The organism is Hyphomonas polymorpha PS728 (assembly GCF_000685315.1).
Taxonomy (GTDB): Bacteria; Pseudomonadota; Alphaproteobacteria; order Caulobacterales; family Hyphomonadaceae; genus Hyphomonas; species Hyphomonas polymorpha.
This window is the reverse complement of record NZ_ARYM01000017.1, coordinates 38,968-54,727: the sequence shown is the minus strand read 5'-3', so window position 1 is coordinate 54,727 and position 15,760 is coordinate 38,968. Positions and strand designations below refer to the sequence as shown.

Genomic DNA, 15,760 nt, shown 5'->3' with positions numbered 1-15,760 from the left:
TTTCTGCTGTCAGCGGAAAACTGTGGTCTATTTCGCCCCAGGCTTTGTAATCGTGATAACGCCGCGCCGGCGCATATCCATCAGCGTCGTCAGGAACTCCCTCTGGATGGCTTCCGCTTCGCTGGGCGTAACAGCGGCGATCCCCTTCAGGTCTTCCCGGTACTGATCGGCCATGCGGGAAGATATGTTGCCCAACAGATATTCTGCCACGGCGTCATTGGCGCCCCGGAAGGTCGCCAGTATCCGCAGCACGGTCTGCTGATCGAGTTCGCGGAACACGACCGGCACCGCATTGCGCGGCAGAAGATCCGGCAGGCCCTCAACAGTGAACAGACCTTTCTGGATAATGGGGAGCTTTGTCTCGTAACGTTCCTTCAGGAAGCCGACGAGATTGTCGCGCTTGTCAGACGGAATGAGGCTCAGCACTTCGCCAATCGTTTCAAGATGGCTTTCGTCGCCCCCTTCTCCGTCTTCTTCGCCCTGGGCGTTGAGGAATTCCATTTCGAGCATCTTCTCGATCACCGAGTCGATTCCGGGATCCAGTTTCGGTGCCTCAACCATCTGGCCGAGCGTGGGGCCCAGTTTCTCCTCCTTCAGATGGCAGATGATATTGGAGGCGATCGACGCATCCAGCTTGCGCAGGATGATCGCGATGATGTTGGGCGTAAGCCGGTTGAGATAGCCCGCCACGAGCTTGGCATCCCGGGTGCTGAGGCGGGTCCAGACGTCGCCGGTCTCTTCCGGTTGGACGGCCTGCATTATCGGCGCATCTTCCCCGAAAATGGCCTTCATCCGGTTGGAATCCACAACGCCCTTTATCACTTCGCGCGCCCGGACCGGTCCGCCCCTCAGGGCGCCGGAGGATTTGCGAAGCTGAGTAAGGAAATCGATGACCACCGCAATCAGGTCATCACGCGAGAGATAGGTAACGCTTTCCAGGGAAGACGCGACCCGCGCCAACGCAGCGTCGTCCAGCTTGTTGACGATCGGTTTGGCCGCAGTATCCCCCAACAGCGCAATGATCACGGCGGCGCGCTGCGCCTGTGTCAGCGCCGGACCGGATGTCTCCGGGCGGGCCGCGTCGCCGCCGCCGCGCCGGTTCAGTCTCGTTACTGTGCTCATGTCGCGTAGCCTCTAAGCACCGCTTCGGTGATCTTCAGCCAGCCATCGGCCAGCACAAAAAAGCCGAGCTTGAACGGCAGGGAAACCACCGTCGGCGGAACCATCATCATGCCTACCGCCATCAGGACGGAAGCAACCACAAGATCAATCACCATGAAGGGCAGAAAGATCACAAAACCGATCTGGAATGCATGCTTGATCTCGCTCAGCATGAACGCCGTGGCCAGCAGCGAAAAGGCTGGCGGCTCGCCCTCAACCACTGGTCTGTTGACTGCGTCGCCCAGCGTCAACAGCGCTTCGGGGTCAGTCCGCTGGGTCATGAAGGCGCGAAATGGTTCGGTCGTCAGGGTCCAGGCCTGCTGCTCGTCGAGCGCGCCTTCCATATAAGGCGAAATGCCGTTCTCCCACGCCGACATGAAGACGGGCTCCATGACGAAGAAGGTGAGAAACATCGCCAGAGCCATGATCATCATGTTCGGCGGCGCCTGCTGAACGCCGATCGCCTGCCGCATGAAGGAGAAGACGATCACCATGAACGGCAGGCAGGTGACCATCATCGCGATGCCCGGCACAAGGCTCAGCACCGTCACAAGCAGAACAAGCTGGATAACCGAGCTTGAAAGCTGTCCATCACCGGAAGGGTTCAGCAGGCCATCCAGCGCTGCTGGCGCCTCCTGCGCATGGCCGGAAAAGGCTATGCAGGCCGCAAAGGCGGCCAGAAACAGGATGCGGTAGATGGCCACGAGCCGGATCATTCCACCTCTACGGCCTTCTCGATGATCTCCACGATCTTCACCGCGATCTGGCCCTCATCTGTTTCGACCAGTTCGCCTTTGGCAATCAGCTTGTCATCGATGAACAGGTCCACCGGATCATCCACCTTGGACATCAGCGCAATCACCGAATCGGGCTGCAGCTCCAGGATTTCCTGCACGCTGAGGCGTTTCTGACCAATCGAAACGGTCACCGTTACCGGCACGCTGAAGATAGAGCGGCGATAGGCATTGCGGCCAGACGGGTCGCGCCGGTCCTGACCGTCAAACTCCTGCACCGCCTTTTCGGAAGTTGCCATCACTTGTACTCCGCATTCTGTTTATGTGTTGATCCAAGATCGTTCAGACAGGCCGTCAGGAGACTGTCGAAATCAAACGTCGCCCCGCCCGTGCGCCAGGAAACCTCGGCGCGGCCATCGCCCTGCCCTTCCCTGGAAATGATATTGCACCGCCCCTCCAGATTGGGATGCCGGCCGGTTATTTCCTGCAGTTGCGCGGCTAAGGCGGGTTCCGCGTAGATGTCCACTTTCGGCGCCGCTGCGGGAACAAGACCCGGAAGGTGGTGGCCAATCTCTTCGGCAAGGAAACGCCGCGACAGCTCGGGGAAAAGCTGGCCGGCAATCGCGCGCACGGTATCCACTGTCTGCTGGCGCGCTTCCGCTTCAATCCGTTCGATCGCTTTTGCGAGGCTTGAGATTGTTGCCTGCAGCGCGGCGGTTTCTTGCGGGATGGGGCGAACGGCAACCGGCTCTGCCTTCACGGCCGCAGGCAGCGTGGCGGTTTCTTCGCAAGGGGCCGGATGGGGGGGCGCGCCGCACTCGCCCGCCGTCATGGCGCGCAACCATTCGGCCGGTCGCGGCCCGGTGACGGTGTCAAACCTGGGCAGATGCGAGAAAACCGGATCACTCATTCACGGCCACCTTGCGTGTGTCAAAGGCTGCCGCGATGGGATCAGCCTGGCCCGGCTGCTGGTCTTCTGTAAGCCATTGTTGCAGCAGCGCAGCTGTCTCTTCCTGGCGCTCGCTGGCATAGTCCTTGAGGTAGGCGAAAGGATCGGCCTCCACATCTGCCGCCGCCACCGCGCCTGCTGCCCCCGCAGCGCCAGCTCCGGCACCCAGGCCTTCCGGCGACAGCGCTTCCTTCGGCTTCTGCACCAGCATGGGGCGAACAACACCGACCCCCAGCACAATCACCACCAGCCCCAGCAACAGCGCCTGCAGGCCCGACCAGAAATACCGCTCCATCAGCTGCTCGAAGAGGCCTGGCGCCTGAACCAGATCGTCTGCGGGCACCGCCTGGAAGGGCATCAACTCGACCGAGATCGTGTCGCCGCGCGCCATGTCGAGCCCTGCCGCCGACGCGACCAGCTTCTCGAAATCCGCCGCCATCTGCTGCTGACGCGTGGCCGCATCTGCCGCCGCCGGATCAATCCCCAGCGCCTGTTCATTCAGAAGAACCGCGATGCTGATCTTCTGGATTTCACCCGGCAGTGTTTCCACTTCCGTGCGCGTTTCGTTGATTTCGTAAGAAACCGTCTCGGTCGAATTCTTGTTGGTCGACGTGCCCCCGCCCCCGGTATTGCCCTGTGGCAGATTGCTGGCCACCGTCATGCCGCCGCCTGCCCCACCGCTTGACCCGCTTGTGTCATTGGTCGTCCGGTTACGGATAACCCGGGAATTGGGATCAAACGTCACGGCCGAAGTGCGCTGGCGCTGGCGGCTGACATCCACGGTTGCCGAAACGCGCGCATTGCCCATGCCGACCCGCGGCTCCAGCAGGCTGAGGATCTTCTGCTCCAGCAGGCTTGCCTGCGTCGCAGCCGCAACGGCGGGTTCCTCGGTCCGGTTGGCCTTCGGGCCAGCCAGAATACCCTTCACCGGATCGATCACGGCAACATCTTCCGCATTCAGCCCAGCCACGGCCAGCGCCACCATATACTGGATCGCTTCGGCTTGGCCCGACGTCATGTCCCGCGCCGTGGTCAAGGTCACCGAAGCGGTCTGATGGGGCTGGGACCGCGCGAAACCGGAACGCAGATTCGCGCCGATATGGACGCGCGCAGATGTGACCCCGGGAATCGCCAGGATGGTCCGCGTCAGCTCCCCTTCCTTGGCGCGCCAGTAGGCCGCGTTGTACATCTCCGAAGTGACCGAAAACCCATTTACCTGGTCAAGCAGTTCATACCCCTGCACAGAGGGGCGCGGCAGGCCCTGCTGGGCAAGATTGAAGCGGATCGCATCCCGCTTGCCCTGCGGCACAAAGATCGCTTCTCCCTTGATTTCATAGGGCGTTCCGGACTGTTCCAGCTGCTTGATGATGTCTCCGGCATGGGCCGGCTCCAGGCCCGAATAGAGCAGTGTCATCGGATCACGCGTCGCCCCCTGAACCAGGAACGTCATGGCGGCGATGATACCGGCCACGGCGGCGGCCAGGATCAGCTGCCGCGACGGGGGCAGGGCTTTGAGAGTCTCAAGGAATTTCATGAATGCTTCGGCCCCAGGCAGCTTGCGAGTCAGCTGTAATGATTAATATTTGGCGCCAAATCGTTAAGGTTATCTTTACCCCGGATCAGTCATTAGGAACCTGCCTGACAAGATAACATGGGCGCTAGATGGCTAAGAAACCCGACACGAATGAATCGGGGCAGACAGAATCCGGGAAGAAGTCCGGCGGCGGTATCGCCGGGCTGGCGATTGTTGCGGCCGCCTCTCTGGCCAGCTCATTCGCCCTGTTCTACTTCCTGACTCCGCCTGCTCCTCCGCCTGCGGCCCCCTGCCCTCCGGCAGCGGAGGGCGCGACTGCGCCGGCCATCAAGCCGCTGGCGCAGGATCAGGTCTATGTGGAGATGAAGGAAATCCTCATCACCATCGGCAGCGCGCCCGCCACCCGGTACCTGAAACTCAACGTTACCATCGTCACCGGCAAGGACAGCGCCGCCAAGGTCAAGCAGGCCGAGCCGATGCTGATCGATGCGTTCAACAACTATCTCCGCTCGATAGAGCTGTCGGATCTGGAAGATCCCGGCTTTTACCCTCACCTGCGGGAACAGCTTGCACGCCGCTCCGAACTGGTGGTCGGCAGTGCAGCCTCCAGCGGTGTGCTGATCACAGAGTTTCTGCTGAGGTAGCGCCATGGACATCCAGAGCATCATCAACAGCATTCAGCCCACGGACGTCGCGATCTTCCTCGTGTCCTTCGCGGCCTGCGTATACTGTTTTGTCCTCTCCAAGCGCCTGCGGGCGCTGCAGGACACCAAGGATGGGCTCGGGGCCACCATCACGGCGATGACGAACTCGGTCTCTGCAATGTCCCAGGCCACTCATGACACCCGCACCCGGGTCGAAAGCATGGCCACCCGCCTCGCGCATCTGATCAATGATGGCGAGAAGATGTGCAAACGCCTCGAAGACACGATCATGACCATGGAGCGGTCACAAACGAACGTGACCAATCAGGTTCATGCCGCCCAGACAGAGCTCAACGTGCTGATGCGCGATGTGCTCGACCAGTCCCGCGCCCGTATCGTCGAAATGACCACCCTGATGCGCCAGATGCGCGCCATGAGTGAGGCGGGCGAAGCCGACATCACCGCCCCGCCTCCCCGAGCTAAATCGGCCTGATCGAAAAGAGTTATGCCCATGCACAACCGCTCGAACGTCCTGCTCACTCTCGGTGTCCTCTTCACAATCGGAGGCGCCACCCGCTTCCTGCCTGATGCGCTCGCTTTCGCAGAGCAGGCGCCCGCTACGGGCGCAAATGCAGCTGCCACTCCGTCGGTGCCGAAAGCGGCGCCCGCCCCGCAACCAGCCGCTGCCAGCTCAGGCAACCTCACTCAGGTCTGCTTTTCTTCTGAATCCGCCTCGCTTCTTGAAGAGGATCAATGGCTGTTCGAATCCGAACGCGAAGAAATCAGGCAGCAGAAGATCGAACTTCAGACCTGGGAAAACCAGCTGCAGCAACAAACCGCTGAACTGAAGGTTCTGCAGGAAACCCTCGAGGCCCGGTGGCAGGAAATGCAGGTCAGCTCCGACAAGGACATCGACCACCTCGCCCGCATGTACAGCGCGATGAAGCCCGATCAGGCAGCGCAGATCTTCAACCAGATGGACCCGGGCTTCGCCGCCGGTTTCCTGCGCCTGATGGCGTCTGATCAGGCCGGCCTGATCCTCGCCAATATGGAATCTGAGAAAGCCTATCTTGTAAGCGTGAAGCTTGCCACAATGAATGATGACGTCCGCAACATGGCACTGGCGGCCAACTGAGACGCCGGAAAGACGGGCCCGGCAGCCTATCATTTGTAACAGGTTTTCCCCCAGCCGGTCGCCCCTAGGATGCCTGCTGACGCAGCGTCGTCTCTTTTGGGGCGCCCTGCCCTGCGATATGCCTGTCACAAACTCCTGGGGAGGAGACGATGAGCGATCCAAAATCCTATCTCGGCTGGAAGGTGGACTATACCACTCCGCTAGGTGAGCCGGCCCTGATCCCGCCGGATTCGGTTACATGGCAGGTCTTCAAGAATCCCGTGGCGCTCGCCATTGGCGGCGTTTGCGCCGTGCTGCTGGAATTTGCCGACGCCCGCATCCGTTCCGGCGTCTGGGATCATTCGGTCTTCAAGACAGACCCTATCGGCCGCTCCAAACGCACCGGCATTGCCGCCATGGTCGGCACTTATGGCCCGGCCAGCGCGGCCCGGCGCGTCATTCAGGGCGTCACCAACATGCACGCCCGCGTCAGCGGCGAAACGCCGTCGGGCGAGGCCTACCGCGCCCTTGATCCCGAACTGCTTGATTGGGTAAGCGCCACCGCCGCCTATGGCTTCCTGATCGCCTATCATCGCTTTGTCCGAACGCTGACAGATGACGAGATGAATCGCTTCTTCGCCGAAGGCGAAGCGGTGGCCCGCCTCTACGGCGTCCAGCACCCGCTGCGCTCGGTGGAGCATTTCAATTGCATGATGGCCCATCTCCTGCCCCGGTTCGAGCCCCACCCGATCAACACCGAATTTCTGGATATCATGAAATCGGGACGCGCCGCGCCCGGCGCACCCAAAGGCCTGCAGAGCGCGCTGGTGCATGCCGCTGTCGATATCCTGCCCCGCCCCGTCCGCCAGAAACTGCAGCTCGGCAAGGAGTATGATCTTTCAGCTCTCGGACGGCTCACCGTGAAAGGCATGGCCGCCATCGCCGAACGCACGCCGGATCTCAATGGCCCCGCCGCGCAGGCGGCAGAGCGTCTCGGCCTGCCCCGCAGTTTTGTCTGGAAATCCGCACCCGAACGTCGCCGCCTTATCGAGGCAGCCGGCATCCCCGCAACGGCCAAGGAGGCCGCCGCATGAACCTGTCCTTCACCCCCGAAGAAGAAGCCTTCCGTGATCAGGTGCGGGATTTCCTTGCCGATCATCTCACCCCTGAACTGCGCGCCTATGCCCGGCGGATGACGAGTGTGTATGCGACCAAGGAAGTGGCGCTGGAATGGCAGGCAATCCTGGTCAAACAGGGCTGGGCGGCACCCTCCTGGCCGGTGGCGCATGGCGGCACGGACTGGACGCCCGCCCAGCGCTACATCTTTGACGTGGAAATGGCCCGCGCCGGCGCCCCGCCGCTCTCGCCCATGGGCATCGGCATGTGTGGCCCCGCCCTGATTGGCCATGGCTCGAAGGCGCAGAAGGATTACTACCTCCCCCGCATCCTTTCGGGAGAAGACTTCTGGTGCCAGGGTTATTCGGAGCCCCATGCCGGCTCGGACCTTGCCGCCCTCACCATGTCGGCGGTCCCGGATGGCGACGATTTCATCTGCAATGGCTCCAAGATCTGGACCACCCACGCCCACGAAGCCAACAAGATGTTCTGCCTGGTGCGGACGGACAGTTCCGGCAAGCTGCAGCAGGGCATCACCTTCCTGCTGATCGACATGGATGCCCCCGGCGTGCGCGTTGACCCGATCCTGATGCTCTCGGGCGAGCATATCCAGAACGCGGTCTTCTTTTCCGATGTCCGCGTGCCAAAAGCCAATGTCGTCGGCCAGGTGAACCATGGCTGGACGGTCGCCAAATACCTGCTGGAGTTCGAACGGGGCGGCTCCTCCTACGGACCCCGCCTCCTCGCCCGCGTCCGGGCGCTGCGCGCCGCAGCCGCCGAAGAGGGACTGCTGGAGCCCGGCTTTGCCCGCAAGCTGTCGCTGGCCGAGGCAGAAATCCTCGCGCTGGAAGCGGCCGAGCTTCAGCAGATGTCAGAGCTGGCCGGGGGCGGCACGCCGGGCCTAAAAGCCTCGATGATGAAGATCCGTGGCACCGAGCTCAGCCAGCACCTGACCGAACTCGCCATCGAACTGGCCGGGGACTACGTCGCGCCCTTCCAGCCGCAGCATACGTGCCCCGGCGGTCCGGTTCTGGTCTCGAATTGTCCGGATGTGTCCGAAAATGTCCCGGTTGTGGGCCCGGAAAGCGCCGTCACCGTCTCAGCCAAATACCTCAATGACCGGGCAGGATCGATCTATGCCGGCTCCAACGAAATCCAGCGCGGCATCCTGTCAAAGGGGCAGCTCGGGCTCTGATATCCTTCAGAAGCCGCCGCCCGTCTTGAAGCCGCCTCCCCCACGCCGGCTCCCGCCGGTAGGGAACGAGCGCCCGCCGCTGCGTGAGGGCCGGGAGGGACGTTTCGGCGGCCCCGGAAAGATCGGGCCCGATCCATATCCGCCCCCGCCCCGCGTTGTCTCGCGGATCACTTCCTCCAGCACTTCGCCCAGAACGCCGCCGATCACACCCCCCAGCACATCGGGCAAACCAATCGTCTGGCTGCGGCCCTGCCCCCCGAAATCAGGATGGGCCTGGACCGGCGCCTCCGCCCGCCGTACAGATCGGCTCAGTCGCTGCAACGCGCCGCGCACATCAATCTTGTCGCGCATCAGGTCGGCGATCACTTCCTCGAAGGCGGCTTTGGAAACAATGGCATAAGGGCTGTCAAACCGCGCCTGTTTGAACTGCCGGCGCAGCGCTTCGACCCGGCCCAGCTCATCCCGCAGGGCGCTGGGACGCGCCGCTACCCGGCTCGCTTCCAGCTCCAGGTTCATCTCCTCGGCCCGCAGCCGCACAAGGGTATCCACCAGCCGGTCATCGTCCAGCTCGGCCGTTTCAGCCGCCAGCACCCGCAGATCCGGAAAGCTCGCCTTGCGCAACTCCGCCTCCAGCATCTGGCGGGCTTCCACGGCGGGGCCCACCTCCTGCCGCAAGGCCGCCTCGTGCCGCTCTGCTGTTTCCCGGTAGCGCGCTTCGGCCTCGGCAATCTCCGCGTCGCAGGCCTCGATGGCGGCGCGGAGATTCTCAACCTCCTCCTTCAGCGCCTCCGTGCCTGCCGTCGCCATCGCGGCGGCTTCGGCTTCAACCAGCTTTGCCTCAGCCTCTTCCGCCAGCCGGGCCATATAGGCGGCATGTTCTGCAATGCGCTCGGGCAGCTCGGTCAGACGCTGATAATTGAGGAAGGCCTGATCATACCGGCAGAGCCTTGCCACCCAGCCGTCCAGCATCCGGATCAGAAGCGGCGCCCTGTAGTCCGGGGACCGGAACTTCCGGGCCCAGAGATAGCTGAAGAGCTTGTCATCCCGGTAGGGCCGCCCCTTCTCTTCCCGGTCTGCCCGCGCGATTTCCAGCTTCTCCGCCGCGCGCCCCGTCATCGCGCGCGCCTCTTCGGCAGCGCCGGTCAGCACAGCATATTCATTGCTCTCTTTCAGCCGCGCCTCGGCCTCGGCAACCCGCGCCTCAAACGCATCAATGGCCGCGTCATGGGCCGCCGCCAGATCGGCGCGCGCCGCCTCCTTGGCATTCAGCGCCGCCCCAGCCGCTTCCAGCGCTGCGCGCTCCCGCTCCACGAAAGCCGCATGGCGCTCGGCAATGTCGCTCGTGGAGGCGGCCACCTTCTCAAGGGAAGAGACGCCCCCGTTTCCGGCCTGCGCATAGCTGAGCCTCAGCTGCGCCAGGGCGGCATAGGCGCTCGCCTGCTCCTTCTGGATCGCCGCCCGGCGGGCCTCTGCAGCATCGGCAGCCGACAACGCCTCCGCCAGCGACGCGCGGGTGCGGGCAACCAGCGTGTCGATCTCGGCGAGCGCGTCGCGGCCATTGAAAGTCCTGTTCATCCCGTCACCATTCCAGAATGGTCCCGCCCGGCGTCTCTACGGTAAACTCCGGCGAGAGATACCCTGCAGATTTCCGTCCGATAACGGATTTCTGGATGATCTGATCATCGCCTTTATCGTCTGCCACCGACTGGAATACAGCCTCCGGCACCCGCTGGCCCCAGCGGGTGACCCGGGCCGAGCGGCGATCTTCCTCGCTGGTCACCGGCACCTGAACCAGCACGCCGTTCGGGTCGACGGCTTCCACGATCAGGTAATAGTTCCGTCCGCCCGGCACATCTTCGGGGATGCGGAAAACGCCGGAGCGCGCCTCGCCCGGCCCATAGACAACCCGCACCTCATAAACCGCCGACACATCCTGCTGCAGCAACGCCAGAGCGTCCCGCGCGGCGCGGGCGGCCTTCACATCGCTCGCGGCAATCGCCCGCTCGCCCTCCGCCTTGAATGCATCGGCCTTGAGGCGCGCAGCGTCTTCCAGCGCCACGCCCATTACTGCGTCATGCAGCCGTCCGATCTCGGAGGGAAGCGTATCGGCGATCTCGATCCGTGCCGCTTCTGCCCTTTGCCGCTCAGGCACCGCCACGCCCAGATGCCAGGCAGCGCCCAACGACCCCGCCGCGATCACCGCCAGCACAGCCGGCATCATCCACCGGCCGCGGGCGATATAGATTTTCGCAAGGGTAACCGATAGCGACGGCTTGGGCGGCTCATACTGGAAGCGGCGCTCTTCCAGCGCCTTCACGCCTTCCTTCAGGATGCTCTCCGGCACATCAATGCCCTGGGCCGCATAGATTTCCTTAAGGCGCGCGAGCAGCGCGGCCTCCCGCGCCCCGGCGTCCAGCTCGCTGAGGACAAGCTGTTCCCGGTGGCGCAGCGTATCGACGACATCCATTGCGAGAAGGACATCGTCGAGCTTGCTCGTGTCTTTTGCCAGAGGGGTGGCGGGCTGGTTCACGGCTTGGGAAGCAGCGCGAGGGTCGCGCCCTCCTCAACCAGTTTCGTCAGGCGCCGCTTGCCATCCTCCACCGCTTCCCGGATTTCCTCAGAGTTCTGAGTGGCAAGCTTGCGCATTTCCGCAATGATCGTCTGTGTACGCTCCTGATAGGAAACGACGCTTTCCACCAGCATCTTGACCGAGGCCGCAGACACCGTGGGCCCATAGCCCGCTTTCACCGCCGCTTCCTGGATCTGCCCGCCAATATCGGCCAGCACTTCCAGGCTCTGGTCCACACCCTTCTTCATTGCTTCCAGCGTCTGAGTGGATTCGTGCAGGCCATGCATGCCAGTGAAGCTTGCCGTCAGGGCCGTCAGCACGATCTCATTGGTGGAGAAGAAGCTGACAGACTGGGCATACACCCGCTCCTTGGCGCTCGTGGTCTGAACAAGCCGCGCCATGATCACTTCGGATGTGTTGTAGCCGATGGTGATATTGTCGGAGAGGTCCTTGGAAACCTGATACCGCTTTTCCTCCGCCTGCAGCAGTCGCAGCTGTTCGTCACGGGCAAGCTCGAAGCGGGCGCGCTCGGCCGGGTCTTCACCGGAATAGCCCGCAACCGCGGCCACCGCCTCCCCCACTTTCAACCGGGCGGCTTCCAGCTCCGCCTCAGCCGCTTTGAGCACTTCCAGCGCCAGCACTTCGGACTGTTTCATCGCGCCGCGGAAATCGAGATAGGCCTCAAGGATCTTCCGTTCCCGGTCGATCTGGTTGGCCGATTCGTCCTGAACCTCCAGATAAAGATCCTTGATCTTGCCGAAGCGGGCGGCGATGTCGCCGCGCGTCATCTTCATCCAGACATTCGAGACACGCTCCATGGTGGAGATCTTGCCGTCCGCATACTGGTCCACAAGAGACTTCGCGTCATCCCGGATGGTATTGAAGGCCGTGGTGATGCCCTGATAGCGCTCGCCGATGGTAATCCCGGCCACCTGTTCGCGCACCACATCATTGAAGAGGCTCGCCTGATCCAGCGTGCGGGCAATCGCCGCCACTTTTTCCGGCTCGAGATGAGCAATCTGTTCCAGCAGCGCCACGATGGGCGCCGCGCCATTCTTGCTATTGTCCGGCACAAGGCCGAGCTGTTTCAGGCCGCCCATTGCCTTGTCGAGATACTGAAGTGCCGAGGGGCTGGTTGTCTGCGCCATCTTGCTCACGCCTCCGATGTTTCCCGCAGGACTGCGGACGTTGCGGAAAGGTAGCAAAGCAGTTTTGCCACGCAAGAAATATTTATCGAAAAACGGCAAATATCGAATATTGAAATATGGCCATTCGGGCCTATTGCGGCGCTCAGACCTTGCTGGATGGAGCTGAGCGGCGCCGCTGCATTGAAGCAATAGCGCCGCTTACCCCCTCAGGGACGTGCCTGAACCGGCAGCCGGAAAGGCGCTCCGAGCCGGTTGAAGGCGTTCATAGCCGCGATCGCGATTGTGAGGTCGACCAAGTCCTTCGGCTCGAAAACGGCCGAAGCCGCCGCATAGGCTTCATCTGAGGCGTTGGTCTCGCTCACCAAGGTCACCTCTTCGGCCCAGGCCAGCGCAGCGCGGTACTGCGGCGGGAACAGGTGGGGCACCTCCGCCCAGACCGGAAGAAGAGTAACCTTGTCCGCCGCCATGGTTTTCAAAAGATCGCGTGTATGCAGATCGATACAATGCGCGCAGCCATTGATCTGCGAAACGCGCAGGAACACCAGGTGGATAAGTTCCTCAGGCAGGCTCGTCGCGTTCCTGATATAGTGATGGATGCCGAACAGGGCCTTGGCTCCAGCTGGGGCGATTTCGTGCCAGGTGAGGCGAGGGATCTCAGTCATGATAGTCTCCTTGACTTTGCGCCATTGGGCGGCGCTGCTGGGATGACGAGACGGCAGTTGGAAGCGTGACATCCCGGCCTGATTTTATTTCTGGGGGGGGGCCGTGCGCCCGAGGGGCAGGTAACACGTGTAAGGAAAGTGATATGAGGCGGCACGACAGGAACGATACGGACCCGCCTCTGCGCAACCTCAAGAGCGCGGTGGCGATTGACGTGGGAGCCGCTACGCCCCGCGGCGACCGGAGGACCCAGGAATTTTCCCTGGAACGGGAACGCCTGCTTCGTCTGGGCTACCGGATGCTGGGCTCGATCAGTGAGGCGGAAGATGTGCTGCAGGATGCCTGGTTGCGGTGGGCGTGCGTTGAGGCCGAAGTCCGCACCCCAGCTGCCTATCTCACCCGCATTGTCACAAGGTTATGCCTTGATCGGATGAAATCGGCGCGCGCCCGCCGCGAAGTCTATGTTGGCCCATGGCTGCCCGAGCCATGGATCGAGCCCGCCGATCGGGAGGAGCCCCTCACGGACGATGTCACCGTCACGCTGATGTTGGCGCTGGAGCGGCTCTCGCCCCTGGAAAGGGCGGCCTTCCTTCTCCACGATGTGTTCGACATCCCGCTGACCGAAGTCGCCGTCACGCTTGACCGGGAACCCGCCGCCGTGCGGCAACTGGCGGCCCGCGCCCGAAAGAATGTTCTGCACGCCCGGCCGCGTTTCAGCCTTGATGCAACAGAAGCCGACCGAATTGCCCGCGCCTTTTTTGCAGCCTCTCGCGATGGCAATGTCGCGGCCCTCTCGGCGCTGCTTGCGCGCGATGTCGAGATACATAGCGATGGCGGCGGCAAGGTGCTGGCATTCCGGAATGTCATTCACGGCCTTCAGAGCGCACTGCGGCTATTCGTTTCCGCGCGCCGGAAGGCTGCGGCTCCGCCTGCCCTGCTGCGGACGGCAACCATCGGCGGCTTACCTGGCTATGTTGGCCTGGATCAAAACGGCAAGCTGCAGACAACCGCCCTGGCCATTCGCGATGGGAAGATCTTTGCCATTTATATCGTCAAAAACCCGGACAAGCTGACACGGATTGAGCATTCGGATAGCCACTGAAAGTGAGGCGGTGGTGCAATGCGCTGCGTGGAGCGGTCGATTCTCAAGCTCGGGGAAAGAATGGTGGGCGGTACAAGGTTCGAACTTGTGACCCCTACGATGTCAACGTAGTGCTCTACCGCTGAGCTAACCGCCCTTCTCGGCAATGACCCGTCGGGGCCAATCCTGAAGAAGAGGCGTAATGGACAATCCGCGCTGGCGCGTCAAGCGGCCTTTATGCGAGATGTGCAGCCAGCAGCCCAGCCTGCCTCAGGCCGCCATCACCTTGTCCACCTCTTCGACGATTTCGCGAAGGTGGAAGGGCTTGGAAAGAACCTTGGCGCCCGCCGGCGTGGGCGAGCCCGAAGAGAGCGCCACAGCAGCAAACCCGGTGATGAAGACAATCTTCATTGCCGGGTCGAGTTCGGCGCCGCGGCGGGCCAGCTCGATCCCGTCGAGCCCCGGCATCACGATGTCGGTGAGCAGCAGGTCGAACACTTCGCGCTCAAGCGCCTGAAGCGCCGTTTCGCCGTCCGCATAATCCTGCACATCATGCCCGGCGCGCCGCAGCGCTGAAGCCAGGAAAGTGCGCATCGAATCATCGTCTTCAGCAAGCAGGATTTTTGTCACGCAGGGTCCCCTGTGATGCGACTCACATAATTAACACATTAAGCCCACCGATGGTAAATCGGCGATGAACACGAAGGCTTGCAAGACTGACGCCACACGCAAGCGCTGAAAGGCCTTGACCTTGCGAACGATTGTCAAACCATTGCGCTGATGCCGGATACGTCGCCCGCCTTAAGGATTTATGAAGGAATGCCCGCCGGCCCGAACGGGCTCGACGCGCCCTTCGTGCTGTCGGCGCCCGAAGCAGGCGTGGCCCCCATCGTCTTTGCCAGCCCGCATTCGGGCAATCTCTATCCGGAAACCATGGTCTCGGCGCTTTGCGTGCCCCTGATGGATGTGCGCCGGACCGAAGATGCCTTTGTCGACGAGCTGTTTGCCAATGCCCCCCGGTATGGCGCGCACCTGCTCGCGGCCCGGTTCGGGCGTTCCGTTGTCGACCTCAACCGCGACCCCCACGAGCTGGACCCGGCCATGTTTCATGACGGCCCGCCCCGCGCCTGCGCCCTGCCGACGCCGCGGGTCGAAGCGGGCCTCGGCTGCCTGCCAAAGGTCGGCGCCCGGGGAGAGGCGATCTATGGCCGCCTCCTGTCAAAGGCCGAGGGCGAGCAGCGCCTCGCCGGGGTGCATGACGTCTATCACGGCCAGCTGGCGAGCCTTCTGGACGCCCAGCGCGCCCTGCATGGCCGCGCGCTGCTGGTGGACTGTCACTCCATGCCTTCGGTCCAGCCGGGACGGCGCAATCTGACCGATATTGTCCTGGGCGACCGGTTCGGGTCGAGCAGCGATCCCCGCCTGGTCAACCGGCTGGAACGGGTTTTCCGCAATCACGGCCTCACTGTCGCGCGCAACGCGCCCTATGCCGGCGGCTATACCACCCGGCGCTATGGCCGCCCGAAACGGGGCATTCACGCCATCCAGATCGAAATCAATCGCGGCCTCTACATGGATGAGCAGGCGATCACCCGATCCAGCGGCTTTGCACGCCTCCGGCCTGTCATGGATGCTGCCATCATGGAGATGGTCGAGGCCATCCGGCAGTTTCCCAACCGCTGATACTTCTCTGGTTTTAAAGAAAAAAGGCCGCGCCAATGGGCGCGGCCGAAGTCAAAGGGAGGAAACGCCAGAGGCGTCTGCACCGAAGTGCAAGGCCAATCTATGTTGCGATGCACAAACGACCAAGAACCTATTCGCCGCACCCTGCCCCACCCCCTGCACATGCCCAATC

General features: G+C 62.7%; 17 protein-coding genes and 1 tRNA gene. 7 read left to right on the top strand and 11 right to left on the bottom strand.

Annotated features, from left to right (window positions below; all coding sequences use genetic code 11):
• Positions 1–27 precede the first annotated feature (27 nt).
• From HPO_RS14155 to fliF, 5 genes are read right to left on the bottom strand one after another with little or no spacing between them, the layout of a single operon-like run.
• Positions 28–1,122, bottom strand: a complete 1,095-nt coding sequence (locus HPO_RS14155) for a FliG C-terminal domain-containing protein (RefSeq protein WP_035600126.1) — start codon at positions 1,120–1,122, stop codon at positions 28–30.
• On the bottom strand, positions 1,119–1,877 hold the full coding sequence (gene fliP / locus HPO_RS14150; protein ID WP_035600122.1) for a flagellar type III secretion system pore protein FliP: 759 nt from the start codon (positions 1,875–1,877) through the stop codon (positions 1,119–1,121). Before fliP ends, HPO_RS14155 begins: the two co-directional genes overlap by 4 nt.
• Positions 1,874–2,194 (bottom strand): FliM/FliN family flagellar motor switch protein, encoded by a 321-nt coding sequence (locus HPO_RS14145; protein ID WP_051612643.1) that lies wholly within the window; start codon positions 2,192–2,194, stop codon positions 1,874–1,876. The genes fliP and HPO_RS14145 overlap by 4 nt, the downstream gene beginning before the upstream one ends.
• Positions 2,194–2,805, bottom strand: coding sequence for a hypothetical protein (locus HPO_RS14140; protein ID WP_035600120.1), 612 nt, complete (start codon positions 2,803–2,805; stop codon positions 2,194–2,196). The genes HPO_RS14145 and HPO_RS14140 overlap by 1 nt, the downstream gene beginning before the upstream one ends.
• Positions 2,798–4,378 carry a flagellar basal-body MS-ring/collar protein FliF gene (gene fliF / locus HPO_RS14135; protein WP_035600117.1) on the bottom strand — a complete coding sequence of 527 codons (1,581 nt, stop codon included), beginning with the start codon at positions 4,376–4,378 and terminating at the stop codon, positions 2,798–2,800. The genes HPO_RS14140 and fliF overlap by 8 nt, the downstream gene beginning before the upstream one ends.
• 128 nt (positions 4,379–4,506) lie before the next feature.
• Between fliF and HPO_RS14130 the strand changes: the two genes are divergently transcribed.
• The 5 genes from HPO_RS14130 to HPO_RS14110 all read left to right on the top strand — a co-directional run bounded on the left by HPO_RS14130 (position 4,507) and on the right by HPO_RS14110 (position 8,447).
• Positions 4,507–5,022 carry a flagellar basal body-associated FliL family protein gene (locus HPO_RS14130; protein WP_035600116.1) on the top strand — a complete coding sequence of 172 codons (516 nt, stop codon included), beginning with the start codon at positions 4,507–4,509 and terminating at the stop codon, positions 5,020–5,022.
• A gap of 4 nt (positions 5,023–5,026) precedes the next feature.
• Complete coding sequence (locus HPO_RS14125; protein WP_035600114.1) at positions 5,027–5,515, top strand: hypothetical protein; 489 nt, start codon at positions 5,027–5,029, stop codon at positions 5,513–5,515.
• Positions 5,516–5,533: 18 nt separating this feature from the next.
• Positions 5,534–6,157 (top strand): MotE family protein, encoded by a 624-nt coding sequence (locus HPO_RS19890; protein ID WP_157532852.1) that lies wholly within the window; start codon positions 5,534–5,536, stop codon positions 6,155–6,157.
• 149 nt (positions 6,158–6,306) lie between these two features.
• Entirely contained in the window at positions 6,307–7,230 is a 924-nt protein-coding gene (locus HPO_RS14115; RefSeq protein WP_035600113.1) for an oxygenase MpaB family protein, read from the top strand.
• Positions 7,227–8,447: an acyl-CoA dehydrogenase family protein gene (locus HPO_RS14110; RefSeq protein WP_035600111.1), complete on the top strand. Its 1,221-nt coding sequence runs from the start codon at positions 7,227–7,229 to the stop codon at positions 8,445–8,447. Before HPO_RS14115 ends, HPO_RS14110 begins: the two co-directional genes overlap by 4 nt.
• A gap of 6 nt (positions 8,448–8,453) precedes the next feature.
• On the opposite strand, the gene HPO_RS14105 is transcribed toward HPO_RS14110, so the two are convergent.
• From HPO_RS14105 to HPO_RS14090, 4 genes are all read right to left on the bottom strand, one after another.
• Positions 8,454–10,022 (bottom strand): coiled-coil domain-containing protein, encoded by a 1,569-nt coding sequence (locus tag HPO_RS14105; RefSeq protein WP_035600110.1) that lies wholly within the window; start codon positions 10,020–10,022, stop codon positions 8,454–8,456.
• 4 nt (positions 10,023–10,026) lie between these two features.
• Complete coding sequence (locus tag HPO_RS14100) at positions 10,027–10,977, bottom strand: DUF6384 family protein (RefSeq protein WP_051612641.1); 951 nt, start codon at positions 10,975–10,977, stop codon at positions 10,027–10,029.
• Positions 10,974–12,164: a hypothetical protein gene (locus HPO_RS14095; protein ID WP_035600108.1), complete on the bottom strand. Its 1,191-nt coding sequence runs from the start codon at positions 12,162–12,164 to the stop codon at positions 10,974–10,976. Before HPO_RS14095 ends, HPO_RS14100 begins: the two co-directional genes overlap by 4 nt.
• A 206-nt stretch (positions 12,165–12,370) precedes the next feature.
• Entirely contained in the window at positions 12,371–12,826 is a 456-nt protein-coding gene (locus HPO_RS14090; protein WP_035600107.1) for a carboxymuconolactone decarboxylase family protein, read from the bottom strand.
• Positions 12,827–12,969: 143 nt separating this feature from the next.
• Between HPO_RS14090 and HPO_RS14085 the strand changes: the two genes are divergently transcribed.
• Positions 12,970–13,926 (top strand): sigma-70 family RNA polymerase sigma factor, encoded by a 957-nt coding sequence (locus HPO_RS14085; protein WP_084324336.1) that lies wholly within the window; start codon positions 12,970–12,972, stop codon positions 13,924–13,926.
• A 61-nt stretch (positions 13,927–13,987) separates the two neighbouring features.
• Here HPO_RS14085 and HPO_RS14080 read toward each other — a convergent pair.
• Positions 13,988–14,062 (bottom strand) — tRNA-Val (locus HPO_RS14080).
• A 113-nt stretch (positions 14,063–14,175) separates the two neighbouring features.
• A complete protein-coding gene (cpdR, locus tag HPO_RS14075; protein WP_035600105.1) occupies positions 14,176–14,535 on the bottom strand; it encodes a cell cycle two-component system response regulator CpdR in 360 nt (119 codons plus the stop codon).
• Between the two features lie 189 nt (positions 14,536–14,724).
• Between cpdR and HPO_RS14070 the strand changes: the two genes are divergently transcribed.
• On the top strand, positions 14,725–15,588 hold the full coding sequence (locus HPO_RS14070) for an N-formylglutamate amidohydrolase (protein ID WP_051612640.1): 864 nt from the start codon (positions 14,725–14,727) through the stop codon (positions 15,586–15,588).
• The last annotated feature ends 172 nt before the right edge of the window (positions 15,589–15,760 follow it).